The sequence below is a fragment of the Pradoshia sp. Z3_51 genome (assembly GCF_058215915.1).
The window spans coordinates 582,383-602,631 of the sequence record NZ_JBZAJC010000002.1; the positions used below are offsets into that span (position 1 = coordinate 582,383).

Annotated in this window: 15 protein-coding genes and 1 pseudogene; 14 read left to right on the plus strand and 2 right to left on the minus strand. The window is 35.8% G+C overall.

Features of this window, described 5'->3' with window-relative positions; genetic code table 11:
* The first annotated feature begins 91 nt into the window (after positions 1 to 91).
* The 6 genes from pxpB to AC4BHA_RS06475 all read left to right on the plus strand — a co-directional run bounded on the left by pxpB (position 92) and on the right by AC4BHA_RS06475 (position 7,239).
* Complete coding sequence (pxpB, locus tag AC4BHA_RS06450; protein WP_140461327.1) at positions 92 to 808, plus strand: 5-oxoprolinase subunit PxpB; 717 nt, start codon at positions 92 to 94, stop codon at positions 806 to 808.
* A complete protein-coding gene (locus AC4BHA_RS06455; protein WP_066099934.1) occupies positions 802 to 1,779 on the plus strand; it encodes a 5-oxoprolinase subunit C family protein in 978 nt (325 codons plus the stop codon). Before pxpB ends, AC4BHA_RS06455 begins: the two co-directional genes overlap by 7 nt.
* Entirely contained in the window at positions 1,772 to 2,551 is a 780-nt protein-coding gene (locus AC4BHA_RS06460; RefSeq protein WP_066099931.1) for a LamB/YcsF family protein, read from the plus strand. Before AC4BHA_RS06455 ends, AC4BHA_RS06460 begins: the two co-directional genes overlap by 8 nt.
* A gap of 77 nt (positions 2,552 to 2,628) precedes the next feature.
* Positions 2,629 to 3,819 (plus strand): NRAMP family divalent metal transporter, encoded by a 1,191-nt coding sequence (locus AC4BHA_RS06465; RefSeq protein WP_066099928.1) that lies wholly within the window; start codon positions 2,629 to 2,631, stop codon positions 3,817 to 3,819.
* A 754-nt stretch (positions 3,820 to 4,573) separates the two neighbouring features.
* Complete coding sequence (locus AC4BHA_RS06470) at positions 4,574 to 5,428, plus strand: malate synthase (protein ID WP_066099925.1); 855 nt, start codon at positions 4,574 to 4,576, stop codon at positions 5,426 to 5,428.
* Positions 5,429 to 5,958: 530 nt separating this feature from the next.
* Positions 5,959 to 7,239: an ADP-ribosylglycohydrolase family protein gene (locus tag AC4BHA_RS06475; protein WP_066099922.1), complete on the plus strand. Its 1,281-nt coding sequence runs from the start codon at positions 5,959 to 5,961 to the stop codon at positions 7,237 to 7,239.
* 113 nt (positions 7,240 to 7,352) lie between these two features.
* On the opposite strand, the gene AC4BHA_RS06480 is transcribed toward AC4BHA_RS06475, so the two are convergent.
* Positions 7,353 to 7,610 (minus strand): hypothetical protein, encoded by a 258-nt coding sequence (locus tag AC4BHA_RS06480; protein ID WP_139891156.1) that lies wholly within the window; start codon positions 7,608 to 7,610, stop codon positions 7,353 to 7,355.
* Between the two features lie 388 nt (positions 7,611 to 7,998).
* Between AC4BHA_RS06480 and AC4BHA_RS06485 the strand changes: the two genes are divergently transcribed.
* The 3 genes from AC4BHA_RS06485 (at position 7,999) to AC4BHA_RS06495 (ending at position 12,094) form a co-directional block, all read left to right on the plus strand.
* Positions 7,999 to 9,750 carry an Hsp70 family protein gene (locus tag AC4BHA_RS06485; protein ID WP_490558314.1) on the plus strand — a complete coding sequence of 584 codons (1,752 nt, stop codon included), beginning with the start codon at positions 7,999 to 8,001 and terminating at the stop codon, positions 9,748 to 9,750.
* 37 nt (positions 9,751 to 9,787) lie between these two features.
* Positions 9,788 to 11,140: an SEL1-like repeat protein gene (locus tag AC4BHA_RS06490; protein WP_490558315.1), complete on the plus strand. Its 1,353-nt coding sequence runs from the start codon at positions 9,788 to 9,790 to the stop codon at positions 11,138 to 11,140.
* A 174-nt stretch (positions 11,141 to 11,314) separates the two neighbouring features.
* Positions 11,315 to 12,094, plus strand: a complete 780-nt coding sequence (locus AC4BHA_RS06495) for a hypothetical protein (RefSeq protein WP_490558316.1) — start codon at positions 11,315 to 11,317, stop codon at positions 12,092 to 12,094.
* Positions 12,095 to 12,320: 226 nt separating this feature from the next.
* Here AC4BHA_RS06495 and AC4BHA_RS06500 read toward each other — a convergent pair whose 3' ends face one another.
* The gene (locus AC4BHA_RS06500; RefSeq protein WP_490558317.1) at positions 12,321 to 13,265 is read right to left on the minus strand and encodes an ATP-grasp domain-containing protein; all 945 of its coding nucleotides are present in this window, start codon (positions 13,263 to 13,265) and stop codon (positions 12,321 to 12,323) included.
* Positions 13,266 to 13,427: 162 nt separating this feature from the next.
* On the opposite strand from AC4BHA_RS06500, the gene coaA reads away from it, so the two are divergent.
* The 5 genes and pseudogenes from coaA (at position 13,428) to AC4BHA_RS06525 (ending at position 19,828) form a co-directional block, all read left to right on the plus strand.
* Positions 13,428 to 14,363 (plus strand): type I pantothenate kinase, encoded by a 936-nt coding sequence (coaA, locus tag AC4BHA_RS06505; RefSeq protein ID WP_066099908.1) that lies wholly within the window; start codon positions 13,428 to 13,430, stop codon positions 14,361 to 14,363.
* Between the two features lie 29 nt (positions 14,364 to 14,392).
* Positions 14,393 to 14,953 (plus strand): annotated as a pseudogene (locus AC4BHA_RS06510) (maltose acetyltransferase domain-containing protein).
* A 207-nt stretch (positions 14,954 to 15,160) separates the two neighbouring features.
* Positions 15,161 to 15,910, plus strand: a complete 750-nt coding sequence (gene pssA, locus AC4BHA_RS06515) for a CDP-diacylglycerol--serine O-phosphatidyltransferase (RefSeq protein ID WP_490558318.1) — start codon at positions 15,161 to 15,163, stop codon at positions 15,908 to 15,910.
* Positions 15,911 to 16,280: 370 nt separating this feature from the next.
* The gene (locus AC4BHA_RS06520) at positions 16,281 to 18,020 is read left to right on the plus strand and encodes an ABC transporter ATP-binding protein (protein WP_140461333.1); all 1,740 of its coding nucleotides are present in this window, start codon (positions 16,281 to 16,283) and stop codon (positions 18,018 to 18,020) included.
* Positions 18,021 to 18,052: 32 nt separating this feature from the next.
* On the plus strand, positions 18,053 to 19,828 hold the full coding sequence (locus AC4BHA_RS06525; RefSeq protein WP_490558373.1) for an ABC transporter ATP-binding protein: 1,776 nt from the start codon (positions 18,053 to 18,055) through the stop codon (positions 19,826 to 19,828).
* The last annotated feature ends 421 nt before the right edge of the window (positions 19,829 to 20,249 follow it).

Here is a 20,249-nt window from a genome sequence, read left to right on the forward strand (position 1 = left end):
AAGTATAATAATGGAATATCTGGAGATTTTTATTATTCCTACAAAACATTACATATTTCTCTTGAATGGGATGGAAGGTGAGGGATGGTAGTTGAATTATTCGTTACATCCACTTGGAGACCGAGCAATTTTAATTGAATTTGGCAAAGAGATAGATGAAGAGACCTATAACTCTGTCCGAAAGATAAGCAACATATTGGAAAGTGAGCAACCTGAGTGGCTGATTGAGGTGGTTCCCGCGTATACAACACTTACCTTATTTTATTCTCCTGAATATGTTTATCGAGCATTTCAGGAAAGTCGGCTACCATATGAAGTAATCACTAGTGAATTAAAAAGATTGCTAGACCGTCTTCAACCATCAATTAAAAACGAACAAAGAAGAGTGGAAATTCCAATTTGCTATGGCGGAGAATACGGTCCGGATCTAGTATATGTGGCTAAATATAATTATTTAACTGAACAGGAAGTTATTGAGATTCATTCAAGTGGTGATTATCTTATATACATGCTTGGTTTTGCACCTGGATTCCCCTATATTGGAGGAATGTCTAAGGAAATTTCAGCACCAAGAAGAAAATCGCCAAGACAAAATATACCCCCGGGAACGGTAGGAATTGCTGGTGAACAAACAGGAATTTATCCAATTGAAACACCAGGAGGTTGGCAGTTGATTGGGAGAACTCCTCTGAAATTATTTAATCCAACTGATTCGTCACCCACTTTATTGCAAGCTGGGGACCGGGTTCAATTTAAACCAATTAGCCCTGAAGAGTATGTCAGTCTGGAGGGGGAACGGCAATGTTAATAATTGAAAAATCGGGTTTGTTAACCTCCATTCAGGATTTAGGAAGGTATGGATTTAAAAAATATGGGATTATCACAGGCGGAGCAATGGATCCGTTATCTCATAGAATGGCAAATCTGTTGGTCCAGAATCATGAAAATGAACCGACGATTGAAATGACCCTCTATGGTCCAACTATACGATTTTTAGAGAATACGATAGTTTCTTTGTGCGGAGGAAACTTATCCCCTTCTTTAAATGGCAGGCCAATGCAAATGGCAAGTCCTATTCACATTCAAAAAGGGGATGTTCTGACATTCGGCCAGCCTAAGACAGGATGCCGTGCCTATTTAGCAATACGCGGGGGCATAAAGATTCCAAAAGTGATGGGGAGCTATTCCACTTATTTACGTGCACAAATAGGGGGATTCAAAGGGAGACCTTTGCAAAAGGGCGATCACTTAGGGGCTGGTCCTTTAAAACTTGAGAGGGATGTAATTAGCACGAAGTGGTTTGCTTCGGACTTGTTGCATATAGAGCCAGAAGGCCGTAAAAAGGTAAGGGTTTTAAAGGGCAGGCATTTTGAAGAATTTACAAAAAGGAGTATAGATGCCTTTTCTAAGCAATCTTATAAAATTTCTCCTCAATCAGATAGAATGGGTTATCGTCTTGATGGAGTCTCGCTTGAACTTTTTAAGCAGAAAGAGATTATTTCAGAAGCCGTCACTTTTGGGACGATACAGGTTCCTGCAAATGGGAAACCAATTATATTGATGGCTGATAGTCAGACGATCGGCGGCTATCCAAAAATAGCAGAAGTTATTTCGGTTGATTTGCCAGTTGTTGCCCAGGCAAAACCAGGTGATTCTTTGCAATTTGAATTCGTCACATTGGATGAGGCGCAGCAGCTTTATATTAATCAAGAAAAACAACTGAAAATTTTAAAAAGGGGAATTGGGATGAAATTTAATAAGGGGAAACAATATGTATAAGATTGACATTAATTGCGATATGGGAGAAAGCTTTGGGCAGTATCGATTGGGGCGAGATGAAGAGATACTAAATTATGTATCTTCAGCTAATATAGCCTGTGGTTTTCATGCAGGCGATCCATCGACAATGAAGAAAACAGTACGGTTAGCGCTTTCGAAGGGAGTTGGAATAGGAGCACATCCGGGTTTTCAGGATTTAATAGGTTTTGGGCGCAGGGAAATGAGGGTTAGTCCTGAGGAAGCCTATGATCTGGTAATCTATCAAATCGGTGCATTATATGCGTTTACAAAGGCAGAGGGAGGCAAGCTACAGCACGTAAAACCGCACGGAGCTTTATTTAATATGGCGGCAAAGGATGTTGCTCTGTCCGAAGCCATTTCGGAAGCGGTATATGATGTCGATCCTGAATTGATTTTATTTGGATTATCCGGTGGAGAATTGGTGAAGGCGGCCAAACGTATTGGTTTACGTGCTGCCAGTGAGGTTTTTTCAGACCGCACTTATCAGGCGGATGGAACATTAACCTCCAGAACGGAAGCCAATGCATTGATTAAAGATCCAACAAAAGCCATTCATCAAGTTGTTCGTATGGTGAAAGAGCAGAGGGTTACTTCCGTTCAGGATGAGGTGATAACGATAAAAGCAGATACAGTCTGTATTCATGGAGATGGAGAAAACGCGTTGGAATTTGCAAAGCAAATCTCAGAAACATTAAAAAGAGAAGATATCGAAATTCAAAAAATAGATCGTTTCATAAATGAATTGATATAAAAAATCTCTTTGGAAGACATTTGAATACAGCTGGTTGTTATTCTAACTAATGAGCCAAAGCTGGATGGGGGAGTCGTATGAAAAAGAAAGAATCGCATTTGAGTATTTTAGTAGGGGCTGCCTTTTTAATGGCCACATCAGCGATCGGCCCAGGATTTTTAACACAAACGTCTGTATTTACTGAACAGCTATTGGCGAGTATGGGCTTTGTTATTTTGATATCCATTATTATAGATATTGGGGCACAGGTGAATATTTGGAGAATTATAGCTGTATCAGAAAAGAGGGCGCAGGATATAGCGAATGAATTACTACCGGGATTAGGTTATTTTTTAGCTACTTTAATTGTATTAGGGGGATTAGCATTTAATATTGGGAATATTGCGGGGGCAGGACTCGGTATCAATGTAATCACTGGGGTCGATGCAAAATGGGGTGCGCTTTTAAGTGGATTAGTTGCGGTAGGAATATTCTTAGTTCGTGAGGCTGGTAAAGTAATGGATCGGTTTGTACAAATTATGGGCTTTATTATGATTTTTCTTACTGTTTATGTAATGTTCACAGCTAATCCTCCCTATGCCAAAGCTCTTGTACATACAGTGTGGCCTGATGAGATTAATCTGCTGGCGATTGTCACATTGGTTGGAGGAACAGTCGGTGGTTATATAACTTTTGCGGGTGGGCACAGATTAATTGATGCCGGGTTGACTGGAAAACAAAATTTACCTCAAGTTACTAAGAGTGCGGTTAGTGCCATTGGCATTGCATCCATCATGCGAATATTTTTGTTTTTAGCAGTATTGGGAGTGGTTTCACAGGGCTTTGTTTTGGATGCCGGTAATCCGGCAGCCTCTGTCTTTAAGCAAGCTGCAGGGAATGTAGGATATAAAATGTTTGGGGTCATAATGTGGGCTGCTGCCATTACTTCAGTTATAGGTGCAGCATATACATCGGTTTCCTTTATCAAAACCTTTAGTAGTTTTGTTGATCGTTATCAAAAATGGTTTGTCATTGCTTTTATCGTTATTTCAACGGCAGTGTTCGCGACAATTGGCCAGCCTGTACAGATTCTCGTGCTGGTGGGGGCATTAAATGGTTTGATTCTTCCTGTGGCTCTTGGTGTTATGCTAATAGCAGCCTATAAGAAGAAAATAGTAGGAGACTATAAACAGCCTTTATGGCTTACTGTTTTTGGTGTAGTTATCGTTATTGGTATGGCGATAATGGGAGGTTATTCACTCATTAATGGTTTGTCACAATTGTTTTAGTAAATAATCTTTGATTAATGAGTCTCAATATCATTTAATCCATTGAGAAGTTATAACATCTAGATTTTAATCAAAACCCTAATTTCGTTCATATAATCTTTGTGAAAATCAGGGTCTTTTTATGTAATGTTCCGCATATATGGTTCGTGGCACGGATTCATTCATCGGTTAATTTTCCAGGAAAGGAATCAACTTATTGTATATTATATTCACCCCTGTTTATCACCGGTAATCAGCGGTGATTTAAGCGGATTTCCTTAGAGTTTTGCGCCTTTTTATACACCTTAAATTTATGGTTATTATACGTAAGTGCGTGGAATAAAATTTCATTTTACATCAACACAAAATGTTTTGTCAATAATTAATTTGTAAAAATATCAAAAAAATGGTATAATAGTTTTACAGTTGTTTTTTATCGTATTTCAAATTCCGCTGGACTTTTCTTTACAGATAGAATTTGCATACGTTTTTTTTTATATACTTTTATAAAACGAAGGAAAATTCAGATGTTTTTTAAGCTTTAAAGTAAGTTAGTTGAATAAAATTTTCAATAAACTATTTATCCCGTTCAAACTGGTGCTAAGACTCCGCCTTCAAACGTAAGCAGAAGCAATCACGGTTAAGGCGGAGATAAGCGTCGGTAAGAACCCGATTGGTTCAACGAATGCTCGGGAGGGGATGAAAGAAAACCTTCACCAAGCAAAGTTTCACTTTATTAGTAAACGAGTTTTTATATACAAGGAGGACTTTAATAATGAATCTAATCAATAAGAAAGTTACACACAAACGTTTTGGAACGGGTAGTATAGTTGGGCATAATGAGTCTAAAATTGAAATAAATTTTGAATCGGAAAATAAAATGTTTGTTTACCCTGATGTTTTTGGAGAGCATCTAAAACTACATGATAAAAGTGATGCTAAGTCACTCGAAGAAATTATACAAAAAAAGGAAGACGAACTAAAAGAGGAAGAATGGAAAAAGGAAGAAGAAAAAAAACTACAACGAAAAAAACAGGAACTTCGCGTAGAACACGAAAAACTTATGAAGCATCATAAGCTACATCCTGAATCACAAATGGTTTTTTGGTGTGACACAGAAGAACAGAATAGTTCTCTTTCAGAGTGGAAGGTTTTTTCGGGTGTAATAAAAAGCGGTAAAAACAAAGGAAATCCGAACAAGCCAGTCCGTTTACATCAAAATAGCGCTGTCCTGTTAACTGCAGTCGATTCCAATATGTCTGAAAAAGACAGACGTATCTTAGGTGTCTATATGGTGCATGAAAATTTTGTCGGAAAGATGTGTGAAGATGGAATTATTCCTGCTCATTCAAAATACAGAATCCAACTTACAGAAGAGGAATCAGATCAGTTGGCTTTCTGGGAATATTATGTAAATGAGAAAAATCCAGAAAAAATGACATGGAATACAGGTAAATACCGTTATTTCGATAATTTATGGATGGCTCAAATTTTACTTGCTATCATTTCGTTGAAAAGTGACCCGAATGAACGAGAACTTGCACAGCAATTCTTTAATCATTTTTGTAAAATGAATCAGATCATGGAACAAGATATACCAAAGCCTAATGGCGCTATAATGCGTACTTAGACGCTAGTCTAAAGATTAGTTGAAGACGAATAAAAAATAGCGAGCATATGTCATTAAAACCAACAGGATCATGTGTACACACATATAGTATACTCTAGGTTGAGTGAATGACACAGATTGAAACAGTTTTAATTCGAATGAAAGTACCCTAATCTCTGAGCGGAGATTAGGGTTTTTTATATGCCGTGTGAAAAAGTAAAATTAAAAATCTGATTTTTGATTTATAGGTATATGAACCACTTGATGTTATATTAAAATATTGGTGGAGACGTATATATAATTAATTTTATACTGTGAGTGGTTACTGAAGTGTAGATATATTTAAAAATTTGAATAGCTCTTTTGCAAACTATATTTGTTTTCGTGAACAATGAAACCTCAGTAAGAGAAGCTGGAACATTAGAAATTTGATTTTTTATTACCAAGGTAATGCTAATGACTTAAAGGTTGTTACAGTTGTCTGACTAAATTTCCTTTCGTTTTTTAAGCCTTGAAATAGTGAGTTGAGTAATGAGAGAGAGGGATTATTTATGATTGGTGCGATTATAGGTGATGTTGTTGGATCTCGTTTTGAATTTAATAATCATCGTAGCAAGGAATTTGAGTTGTTTACCGAAGAGTGCCGAGTAACGGACGACAGCATTATGACTCTTGCGATTGCTAAAGCTTTTATGGAGACAGAAGGGTCTATTCACTCTTCTATCACTGCAAGGGATTATGACGGTGAGTACGAGACACTGCTTGAGAGTATGTCGATTACATTTATGCAAGAATTGGGGCGTAAATATCCGAATTGTGGGTTTGGTGGGATGTTTGCGAAATGGGTCTTCAGTGATAATCCCGAACCTTATAACAGTTTTGGAAACGGGGCAGCGATGCGAATAAGTCCTGTAGGTTTTTTAGCCAGAACCGAGAATGAAGCAAAGGATTTATCTAAGATTGTTACCAGAACAACCCATAATCATGAAGAGGGAATAAAGGGTGCTGAGGCTACCGCTCTAGCCATATTTATGGCGAGACGTGGATTTACCAAAAGTGAAATTAAAAATAGGATTAATGGTTATTACTATCATTTAGATTTCTCAATTGATCAAATCCGAGACACATACGTGTTTAATGAGATATGCCAAGAGACCGTTCCGCAAGCGATTGTTGCTTTTTTAGAATCAACGTCCTTTGAAGATGCAATTCGTAATGCCATTTCGATTGGTGGAGATAGTGATACTCTGGCAGCCATTACCGGCGCTATAGCGGAAGCGTATTACGGAGTACCTGAAACCCTGAAGGAAAAGGTATTAACCTATTTGGATGATGAACTGCAGTCTATTTACGATGACTGGTGTCTTTATAAGAACGAACATCACTCTGGTAAGTTCACAGTACTAACAAAATATATACCTAAAATTTGTGATACGGATTCCTTTGGTGAATGGTTTATAGATCGAGAGTATAATGAAACACTAGGGCAATCCATCCAAATGCCATATGTCATGTATAAAAAGCTTATAAATTTATTTGTTAAGGAATTCTATCACTTTTCCGAATCCCATCCGGAATACAATTTGACCAGTTACAGTGATATTTTGGAGAGGAATGGTCTTAAATGGAATCAGGAAGCAATGCGTAATGCGGATGAGGATTCTCTCGATGCCCAATGTATCCTTGCACTCATTATGGGTGCCACTCGAGCGGAGCGATTCAGTGAGGGGGCTCTGCTAAGCTTTTTTGAGAATGGATGCATGGTGAAGTGGCTAAAAAGGTTGAAAACGATTGATGAGAATAATTCTACTGGTATTAATGGAATTTGTTAAACTGGTGAGTATCCGGAAAGAAGAATGTTAAGTACCAATATTGTGTAATTAATAAAGGATTATATCCAGAGTATTTTAAATAATCATCTGGGCGTAATCCTCACGTATATGTATCAATACATAACAATCGCATACTTTTTTTCTTCTTCTTCTTCATCAAAGATAAAGGCAAAGTTAAGTGTCACATCCACTCCATCTTCTGTTAACCAATTAAAAGGAAAAGTGGCAGGCTGAGCACTAGTTGTTAATCCATGCTTTAAAATTACCTTTCTTTCGAATGTGCTGAATGCTTCTTCAAGTCCGTGCTCCTGAAAATCGTATTCTGTTATTAAATAATTTTTTAATAAGGGCCAGCTGTAAAATTCAATCACGATAGAAACTCCTTTATTTGTATAGAATCAGGTTTATTATAAGTGTTGCTTGATGGATAAACAAATTCAAGTGCTTGATTACAACATATACATAAGTTTGAACCATTATTCTAAGAGCACAATGGCAGTAAAGCCTTTGTGTTTTTATTCGTTATAAAAATTAATATACGATATTTGATACCGTAGCTGTTAATTCACTTTTTCTCTTTTATATAATTACAAACTTTAATCTGACCAACCAATCAGGTATAAAAAATCGTTAAATAACTTGAATTAACGTTTAATTATAAGAATTTAGAGAAATTATATTAATATAGAATAAATGCTCTTATTAAGAGAAATAGACTTATAAAATCGAAAACAAGCTAATGTGAAGGAGAGAGGGCAAATGGTCAAAGGACTAGGAATTGACTTGGGAACAACTTTTTCATGTGTGGCGTATATCGATGAAAACCAAAATCCAATTGTATTAAAAAATGCAGAAGGCAATGCTACAACACCATCTGTTGTTTATTTTGAATCACAGGAAAATATTGTAGTAGGAGAAGTAGCAAAACAAAGCTTGGTATCTGAACCGGATAATACGGTAGCCTTTATTAAGCGTGATATGGGGAAAATAGACGATGAAACAAAGGCGCCAATTATGAGAACAATTCATGGAATAAGTATGTCTCCACAAGAGATTTCGGCAAAGATTCTTACGAAAATAGTCAAGGATGCTAATGCTGAGCTAAGGAAAATAGGGAAATTAAGTGATGGAAATCCAGATATTAAGGATGTGGTGATTACCTGTCCTGCCTATTTTGGTATGGCTGAAAGAGAGGCAACTAAGGCTGCAGGCAAGATTGCAGGTTTAAATGTAATAAATATTATCCCAGAGCCTACAGCTGCAGCATTAAATTATGCTCATGTTAATAAGGGTAAAGAACAAACCGTTATGGTTTATGATTTAGGCGGAGGTACATTTGACGTTACGATTATTGAAGTCCACGATGGTATTCCGCGAGTTATTTGTACAGATGGTAGTCATACATTAGGCGGGAAAGATTGGGATGATGCACTTGTTCAATATTTTGCTGAAAAATATATAGAAGAAAAGGGTGAAGACCCTAGAGAAAACCTGGATATCTTACAGGAGTTATTTTTAAAGGCGGAACAAACTAAAATAACTCTGAGCAACAGAGAATCAGCACCAATTATGATTATTGGTGATTCAGGACGAATAAACTTTACGATGACACGCAACGAATTTGATGAAAAAACGAAGGATCTATTAGAAAGAAGTATTAGTTATACAGATAAATGTTTGAAAATTGCTGCAGCGAAAAAATATGGAAAAGATATTGAAGCTATAACGAATGAAGAAATAAATAAATATCTTCATGAAGAACTTACCGACATATTATTAGTCGGGGGTTCTTCCAAAATGCCTCAAGTATCAAAATTAATTCAGAGTAAATATGGTATTAAAGCAAAAGAAGCAGACTTGGATGAGGCTGTTGCAAAGGGAGCGGCCATTTGTGCAAGCAATGATTATGTGGAATTCAGTGAAGAAGACTGGCAATTGGTAAAAAAATCAGTTGGCGAGCAAGATTATGATTTTGTGAAAGAAGCGATTCAGGAGGGAAATGAAAGCATAATCAAACAGTATGAAGATGTACTGCCAAGACATATGGTTCAAAAGCAAGAATCGCGTGGCATGATTTTTACAAATGTTTCTCCAAGAACATACGGAACAGCAGCCTATGAAAGCTCTTCCAGAGATAAACTAGTAATCTTTAATTTTATAAAAAGAAATGATGAACTTCCACAAAAACAAACCCTGATGTTTTATACGATGGATGAAGGGCAAGTTGGAGTGGATATTGACGTATATGAATCATTTACTATGAGTGCAAAGGCTGAACTTGAAGAAGGTAATAAAATTGGATCAGGAATACTTGAGTTTCCAAATAGCATGCCGAAGGGAACACCTATTGAGATCACACTTCGCATGAATAGTGCTGGTTTATTGGAAGTTAGTGCCTTTCATAAAGAAACAAATAGTATGTATAATGGTACTTTTGATGTTTCGAACTCTTTATCCACTGAGGAAACAAAACGAGCTATAGAACGTAATAAACACCAATCATTCAATTAAGAAGAAAATCATACAACCTTGGAATGTGGTGATTGATATGACGAATGATAATTATTTTGATTTGTTTAAACTTAAAGTGGATGAGTCGCTGATATTAAATCCTACTTCTGAGTATGAAGAGCAAATAAATAAAGCTTTTTTAGAAACGGAAAACAGATGGAAGCAATTAAAGCTAAAACATTTAGGTAAGAAAAGCGATGAAGCGTCTGAAAATTTAAAGAGATTGAAAGCACATGAATTTGATATTTTAAAAAATCCGACAGAACGACAACGGTATTACTTGAAAATTAAAGAGGAGAAGCAATCGGAACTAAAAACTAGATTAATCGAATCTAATGAAGAGGATATGGATCTTGAAGCTTTAAAGAAACAATACCATCAATATCTAGATGAATCGGAAATTGAAAAAATAGTCAAAGAGATATTTAAAGCTAAAGAAAGACCAGATGAAGCCATATCAATGAATCTACTTAATAAGCTAGCCATTTATGAAAATGAATTGAAACAGTTAGGAGAAGTGAATTTATTTACTGCTTTTGGATTTGATGAAAAAGCAAACTATGAAACAGTCAAAAATAAAATCAAGCAAAAACAAGATGATTTACAAAAAATATATGATGAGCACCCAAATGATAGTAGTTATAAAAAATATATTAATAAGAAGGATATCCTGAAAAAGTTTGAAAAAGAAGTGTTCTTAACAAATGATTTCAAAGATCACTATGAGGAATATAAACATTTTCTAAAATATTCAATGTTTATCCAATTATTACTGAATATAAAAGATAAGGATATTACTACCATTTATTTCAAAGATATTTTATTGGAGAAAGTAAAAGAAGAAGGTATCGATGAAAAAAAATTCATCTTGTTTTTATTAAAAAACCACAAGTATTTTGGCATTAAAGGTATTTCTCCTGTTACGGATTATTATATCGCCAATGTCGGGCATAAGGATTTTGGAGAGGAAGATACTCAACAAACATTGCAAAAAGTTCTTTCTATAAAAGATTATGAGTATCATTGTGGTCGTGAGGCATTAAAAAATAAAGAGTTTGATAAAGCTTTTGAGCATTTTAAAGAATCTAATATTATTGATCACAGTTATGCACTGTATGAATTAGCTGAATTATATTATACAGGTACAGATAGCCTTCCTAGGGATCTGAATAGGGCAATAAAATTACATGAAGAGGCGATAAATAAAAACAATTCTAAAAAAGGAAATAATAAAAATTCGTTGTATCGGATAAGTCAGATGTGTTTCAGTGGAGAGGGTTGCGTAAAAAATGAACAAGTTGGTTTTAGTCATTTAAAGGAATTTGTCAATAATTTGCATGCTTCGAATAATTTTTACAATCAAGCTCATTTAGATTTAGGTGACTGTTAATATAAAGGGAAAGGCACTACTAAGAATTATAAAAAAGCACTGGTTCATTACAACAAAGTAAGTGATGAAACGGCTAAAGGAAGAATAAGAAAAATAGAGAGAGAGATTACTTATAGACCAATTATAATGATTGGGATAACTTCAGGTTCTTATATTTTATTGTGTTTAGTATCTTTGTATTATTTACAAGAAGTTCTTCCAACTGATTTTAATATAGCTAATGTATTAATCTATTTTGGGATATTATTTGCATGGATGATCTTTACAAGCTTGTATTTCTATATAAATCCATCATGGTTAAATCAACTAATCAAGTTTGATAATATAAGGACACTTCAGGCAAAGATTGTACAATATATATATTTAAATAAAAAGCGGATATTAACCATAGCGATATTATTGTTTGGATGTGTTTGTTTCTTGTTGTTTTACACAGAGGGGTTAATTAAACCTTGGTTAACTGAAGCAGACGTTGGAGAAATCCCGGAATTTTTATCCCTCCTATTAAATTATGGAGTAAACTGGGTTTCTGTGGGAATATATTTAATAGTGTTGTTTCCTCTATATATTATTAAGGAAGTTCATAGTCCAAATGACGCAATTAAGGTCAATGTTAAAACAATCATTTTTGACGGAGTAAAAACTTATTTATTCGCATCAGGTATCTATTATGCTATCCAGTGGTCTGCAGAAAACGTATTAACAGAGTTTAGTGTATTAAAGTATATTGGAATAAGTATTTTTTTGTTGATAATCGTATCAATAATTAATACTACAAAAATAATTAATCGGTTATTTAATGGAAAGTTAACCGTATATGTATTTGCGGTGTTATTGTTGTACGGTTCATTAACTTGTGCATTAGTGGCTGAAAATAACCGGGACTTGCCAATAGCTACTACATTGCTGCAAGTCGCGTTTACCTCTCTTTTTATAGAGACAAAGAACCCATAAATTATTTTTTGACCTTGGGTTAGTCGTTTTGCTAATTAATACAAGAAATGATTCAATAAATAATACGTTAAATTAACTTTAATACCATCTAATTGGTAATGGTATAGTTAGCTCTATATGAAAATAAATTTCATTATATAATTAACAGACCTCCAATTGTAAAAACAATTGGAGGTCTTTCGTTCTTTAAGATTATAGGTAAAGAATATTAAAACTACAGGCTAGATTAAGACCTATTTGCTTTATCTAATTCGGCTCCCAAAAATTTTGCGAGCTCAAGCATTCCATATAGGCCTGCCTCAGCTTCGGCGTCGGAATTATAGTTTGTATTTGTATTGATATCATATGTGTAAATCATTCCATCCTGATCACGGATAAACTCAATTCCGGCAATGTCAATACTTGCTGAGGTAAGAAATTCTTCGTATTTCGCAATAATAGGATCATTGAAATCCTTAATAATTTTAAATTGCGGAGATATATCCTCTTGTTCTCCAACTGGGCAAAATAAATCCTCTATTTGGCAGGCATCGGCAGGACATAATTCAAAACCTTTTGATGTATCAACACGAACAGCATAAAGAAATTTTCCTCCAATAAATTCACAACGGGTTATTGAAGAATCAGGAGAGAGGATATATTGCTGTATGAGTGTGATCCCATCTACTGGCTCTTCAAAAAGAGGGCTGTTTACGTATTCCTCTAGGGCTTCTACAGATTGAAATAGCTGCACACCAAGACCTTTTCCAGCTCTGTTGTGTTTAGTAATAAAGGGTGTCATTCCAAGTTTTTTAGCGGCAGAAATGATATTACTCCGACCGACAGCTGCAATCGTGGCAGGAGTTTTGATACCTGAAGCTTGAAGAGCTGTATATTGATTGATTTTGCTGATTTCCATTCCTAAAGCCTTTGAACCGTTAAATAATTTTCGATTATGACGTTCGAGCCAGTTGATTACTCCGCTAGCAAGTTCAGGTGCATAACGGTGTCCGCGTGTGTGGGATGACGCACTCATACGGTTGTAAAAAATACCATCTGGCGGTGTATCCGTCAAATCGACTAAGCCCTCAGCTAAATGCCAGTTTTTGTATGGAAGGTTTAATTCTTCCATTCTATTAATTAAATGATTGGTCCAGTCATCATTTTCATGAATGATATGTATATGTGTCATTAGGAAAATCTCCCTCTAGTTTTCGTCAATTTATGAAAATCATACCATTTAACTTGGAATTGGGTCAAATGTTGAAATTTAGGAAAAATAATTATTGCAGTGGAAAAACCGTTTGGCAAAGTTTATACTGTTGATTGAGAAAGAGATTAAAAGGGAGATACCATGCCAAATTTTTCGCCATACAGATATTTTTCAAAAAAAGACTGGGCTAACTTGCGATTTAATACGCCAATGACATTGACTCAATCGGAAATAGAAGAACTTCAAGGTGTTAATGAAAAGCTTTCTGTTGAGGAAATTACGACTATTTATCTGCCGTTAACCCGTTTATTAAATTTATATGTGAACTCATCACAAATGCTGCACACGGTCACGGACACATTCTTTGGGAATACCACAAGAAAAGTGCCATATGTTATTGGTGTAGCAGGAAGTGTGGCTGTAGGGAAAAGTACAACAGCCCGTATTATTCAGGCTCTTTTATCCCGATGGCCAAATACTCCACAGGTAGAAATTATCACAACGGATGGATTCCTCTATCCTAATGCTGTTCTTGAGGAAAGAGGAATAATGGACAAAAAAGGTTTTCCTGAGAGTTATAATACGAAGGAATTAATCAAGGTTTTATCTAGGATTAAAGCTGGACATCCAAAGGTGAAGGCACCTATATATTCGCATCTGTATTATGATATAATGCCTAACCAATATACTGTCATTCAACAACCGGATATCGTAATAGTGGAAGGGATTAATGTTCTGCAGACTCCTAAACAGGATGATCATTTCCCAAGTGTTTATGTATCAGACTTCTTCGACATCTCCATCTATGTCGATGCCACTGAAAATAATATTTATAATTGGTATGTTGAACGTTTTAAAACGCTTCGTAAAACCGCTTTCGCCAATCCGGAGTCTTATTTCCACCGCTATGCCGATTTGACGGATGAAGAAGCAGACGAAATTGCAACAAATATATGGAACACCATTAACAAAATCAACTTGGATTTAAATATAGCTCCAACTAAAACGAGAGCGAACATTATTCTTAAGAAGGATTCAGATCATTCTATTTCCTCAGTGAAGCTGAGAAAGATTTAAAAGGATGTACTATGGGGAGCGGGTGAAGTATGGCAACTGAGAAACAGAAAATGATTAATGGAGAATTATATAGGCCAAGATGAAGAGCTCGCCAATGAACGTCTCCGTGCCAGGAAGCTTACGAGACTATATAATCAGACAATGGAAACTGATTATGCAGAACGAACAGCTTTATTAAAAAAGTTACTCGGTTCAACCGAAAAAAATTGCTATATTGAACCGACTTTTAGGTGTGATTATGGGTACAATATTCATGTTGGTGAAAACTTTTATGCTAATTTTGATTGTGTTATTTTAGATACATGCGAAGTTCGAATATGTCAAAATTGCATGCTTGCCCTGGTGTTCATATTTATACAGCCACACACCCGCTCAACCCTGATGAATGAAAATCAGGAAATGAATATGGAAAGCCGGTCACAATTGGTGACAATGTCTGGATTGGCGGCCGAGCGGTTATTAATCCAGGGGTGACAATTGGAAACAATGTAGGGGTTGCCTCAGGAACTGTTGTAACGAAAGGTATTCCAGATAATGTGGTTGTTGGCGGTAATCCGGCCCGTATTATAAAACGAATTGATAAAGAATAAGATTCTATTCCCATTTACATAATGAGTTGTGTAGGAAGAATAATATTCCTTGGTGCTATTATTCCATTGATAAATGAACTTATTGTTAAAATGAGATTATTTTGATTACATTATATGGGTACTTTTGATAAAATTTAATTAATAGTTTAAGATATAATAGCACTTATAACTTCAAATGAAGTACGAACAAAATTGAGGATGTGAAGAATGAAGAAACATATACCAAATTTATTGACTTTAGGAAATCTTTATTGTGGTTATCTGTCCATTTCTTACATTATCAGCGGGGATGTGCGAAATGCGACTATACTCATTTTTATTGCATTGATGCTTGATGCGCTGGATGGAAGAATGGCAAGAATTTTAAGGGTAGCCGATGATATGGGAAAACAGCTTGATTCATTGGCTGATGTTGTATCATTTGGGGTCGCGCCTGCCTTTTTAGCATCTTATACATATTTATACGATTTTGAACAATATGGTCTTTTGATTGCCGGTTTGTTCCCGCTTTTTGGATGTTATCGACTTGCAAGATTTAATATTACGCCTACTGAGGAATCATTAAAGCATTTTAAAGGAATCCCAATTACATTTGCAGGGGGACTTGTTGCCTTTTTAGTACTATTTGAAAACTGGATTCATGTCAGCGTATTTGTCATTATATTCTTTAGTTTGGCAATCTTGATGGTCAGTACCATTAAAATCCCAAGCTTCAAAAAGGTAAAATTAAATTATTATACGGTCATTATAACTTTATTCCTATTGTATATGTTTTATCTTATTGCAAAGTCAGGGTTTAAAAGTGTTCCTGAATTTTTCTATGTTGCCATTGCTATTTATATTATCTTTATCATTGCCAGATACATAAAAGGTAAGACACCTAAGTTTCGTCTGAAAAAAATGAGAACGATTCGGGTCAGAAAAAAGAAAATTAATAAAGGAATGAAAAAGAAATAATGATCTATTGAGTCTACTGCACCTTATATTCTTTTTGGTTTCTATGACATAGAAAGTTAAAAGGCATTCAGGTTTTAAAAATAAGAAGACTCATATTCAAACGTTTTATGATCCTCTGAGCTTTTTCACACCCCAAATGTTGGATTTCGAATCTGACTTTTGGGGTGTTTATTTATGGTTAATTTTTGAGAAATGGATAGCTGGGGAAGAATCCTATGTAACAGTCGGAAAGAAAGGGTAGGATTCAGATTTAGATATGGAGTCTGAAAATTAAGACATCCGAGATAAGCTATCCTGCAACTATTTCTAGCTATTATCCTAAGTAAATGAAATTGATTGTTTGACAGCATAAGTGAAGGTGAGGGTTTTTATGAATTCATTTTTAGCATTAATCAAATATCTAAAGTCATACAAGTTAATTGTATTGCTTGGCCCCTTATGTATGATTGTGGAAGTAACTATGGACCTGATTCAGCCGACAATCATGCAAAATATTATTGATAAAGGGATTGCTTCGAGTGATAGTCGTTATGTAGTAACAATGAGTATATTTATGCTGTTCTCTGCAATTATAGGGCTGCTTGGTGGTATGGGAAGTACGATATTCAGTACGCGCTCAGCGATCCATTTTTCAACTGACCTTCGCAGAGATGTTTTCGAAAAAATTGATTACTTTTCTGGAGAAAATACAGATAAATTCGGTGCTGGAAAACTGATTACTATTATGACGAATGATATATCAGCCGTGCAGCAGGCTGTCATGATGACCTTACGTATATTTGTTCGTGGCCCAATTATGTTTATTGGCAGTATTATTATTGTGTTTTTTACTGCCAGAGAACTTTTTCCAATTCTTCTGGCAGTTGTACCTGTATTAACAATATTAATCGTTTTATTTACATGGAAGGCCGGTCATCTTTTTCAAATGGTGCAGAAGGCAATTGATCGTGTCAATACGAAATTACAGGAAAACCTTGCTGGAATCAGGGTAATTAAAGCATTCGGTACACAGAACCATGAAATGAAACAATTTCAGATTGTTAATAAGGAATTAACAGCGGTCAATATCCGTGCTGACCAAGTCATTATGGGGTTAATGCCCATACTATTGTTTATCGTTAACATGGGAATAGTTGCGGCTATTTGGATGGGTGCGATTAAGGTTGATAACGGAAGCTTGAATGTGGGAGTAATTGTAGCATTTATAAATTATTTAACAATCATTTTGAACTCCCTTATGACAAGCAGTAATGTTCTCATGCAAATCACTAGAGCTTTTCCATCTGCAGGGCGGATTGTTGATGTATTGAATACAGAGCAAGACATTAAACAATCTGACCAACCGCTTGTTCCTGTACCGGATAAAGGTACTTTGGAATTCAAAAATGTGAGTTTTAGTTATAGCAAAAATGGGGAGAGAGTTCTTTCTAATGTTTCTTTTAGTGTACCGAGTGGACAAACACTTGGAATCATTGGAGCAACAGGTAGCGGAAAGACAACGCTGGTCAAATTACTACCTAGACTTTATGACGTGGATGAAGGGCAAATCCTGTTGAATGGAATAGATATCAAAGATATGGATATACAAGAATTACGAAAGTCCGTCGGATTTGTACCGCAGAAAGCGTTGTTATTTTCTGGAACTATTAGTCAGAATTTAACTCAGGGTAATGAAAATGCAACAAAGGACGACATGACAGAAGCTCTTCAAAATGCTGAAGCCCTTCAATTTGTAGAACAATTAGACCCGGATTATGCATATGAACTCACTCAGGGGGCAACTAACCTATCAGGTGGCCAAAGACAAAGAATATCCATTGCTCGGGCTTTTATACGGAAGCCATCCGTAATTATATTGGATGATTCTACTTCAGCGGTGGATGCGATATCGGAAAGCCGTATCAGAAAAGTATTGATAAATAAATATCCGGATTCAACTAAAATTATTATTTCTTCAAAGCTTTCATCATTAAAACATGCGGATCAAATTTTGGTTCTTGAGGATGGTAAAGTAACTGGAATTGGCAGCCATAGTGATCTTTACCAAAAAAATGAACTCTATCGTGAATTATGCTCTATACAGAGTGAGCAGGGGGTGAGCCATCTATGAGCCAGCAGACGCAAACTCAAAAACAAGTGAATATGAGACCAGGTCACAGACATTTATTTGGGCCTAAAAGCAAGGCAAAACATCAAAAGGAAACGGTCCTAAGAATATGGACCTATCTTAAAAGGCGAAAATTAACACTGTATGCGTCAATCATATGCGTACTATTTTCGACTGTGTTCAGTTTGCTTGGTCCTTATTATATTGGTATCACAATTGATGAATATGTACTTGTTAAAGATGTAGATGGTTCTATTCGAATGACTTTGCTATTAGCCGTTATTTATATAGCAGGTGCGATTCTTACCTGGCTCCAGCAAAACTTGATGATACATATTTCATTAAAAACGATTCGGACAATTAGAGAAGAATTATTTTCAACCCTGCATACATTAAGCCTCCGATTTTTTGATAAACGCTCATCCGGCGATTTAATGAGCCGGGTAACCAACGATATTGATAATTTAAATAATGCATTAAGCCAAAGTGTAGTCCAGATTTTTTCTTCCTTACTGACAATCATTGGTGTCTCAATCGCCATGTTTGCATTAAATTGGGTGTTGGCTATTGTCTCATTTCTTGTGATACCCCTTATGATTTTTACATCCAAAAAGATTATCCAAGTGAGCAGCCGTAATTATGCCAAGAGGCAGCAAAATTTAGGTAACCTGAATGGGTATGTAGAAGAAGCAATAAGCGGCAAAGAGGTCATCACTCTTTTTGGACGAGAGCAGGAGACTATCAAGGAGTTTAAAAAGATCAATGAGGACTTGCGTGAATCGGCTATACAGGCTGATACATATGGTGGTTTTCTCGGCCCTGTCAATAACTTTATCAATAATCTCGGCCTTAGCTTGATTATTGGCACTGGGGCCATCATGTCGGTGCATGGGCTGACAACAATAGGTGTAATCGCTGCTTTTGTTACGTATTCAAGATTATTTTTCAGACCGATCAATCAGTTATCCAATTTGATGAATACGATTCAATCCGCTATAGCAGGAGCTGAGCGTGTGTTTGAGATAATGGATGAAGTACCTGATTTAAAGAATAAAAGGGGAGCTATACCAGCGACTTCTATAAAAGGGAATGTCCGATTTAAAGGTGTTCGATTTGGCTATGAGAAAGAGAAGGAAATTATAAAAGGTATTTCCTTAGAAGCTAAAAGCGGACAAACCATAGCATTGGTAGGCAAAACTGGTTCAGGAAAAACGACTATTATTAATCTGCTATCAAGATTCTATGATCGATTAAGCGGTGAAATATGGATTGATGACAGATTAATAGAGGATTATTTAGTCGAAGATTTAAGAAAAAGGATAGGAATCGTTCTACAGGAAACATATTTGTTTTCTGGAACAATCATGGAGAATATCCGTTATGGTAAACTGGATGCCTCTGATGAGGAGGTCATTCGAGCTGCTAAGATTGCTGCTGCACACCAGTTTATTAAACATTTGCCAAATCAATATAATACAGTCATCACATCGGGTGGTATCAACTTAAGCCAGGGTCAAAGGCAATTAATCTCGATTGCACGAGCGGTTTTAGCAGATTCAGATATTTTAATATTGGATGAAGCCACTTCAAGTATTGATACACGCACAGAAATAGCCATTCAAAACGGAATGAAGAATTTGACTAAGGGTCGTACAACCTTTGTAATTGCACACCGCTTAAAAACAATCGAGAATGCTGACTGTATATATGTCATCGATGATGGGTTGATTGTGGAACATGGAACTCATAACGAGCTTATTCAAAATAAAGGGTATTATCACAGACTATATGAAAGCCAATTCACGACTTGATTTCACTATATAATATGCTTTTCAAAAGAAGAGCGATGGATTTACATCCGTTGCTCTTTTTTCGTTCAAACTGGAGTCAAGATCCTCACTTCAAACGAATGAGAAGCAATAACGAATAGTGGGAGACTAGCGGATTAGTTCAACTGACGCTAGAGCCCTGCACCGAGCATGTATACTATCTTGCTTTCGGTCTTACAATTACATTCATCAGTACAGGGATATTTCTGCCAAGAATAAAACTGTACTTTACTTCCAAAAAAGTACAAATTGCATTCAAAAAAGAAATTTATAATAGGAAGAATGATTGCCTAATATCATAAACAGCACGATATCGAGATAAATACATCGGTTGCCGAGAAATACCAAACTAGCTAAGAATAGAGAAATAATATTTTTATAGATGCTCCTTTTTAGTTTCTTT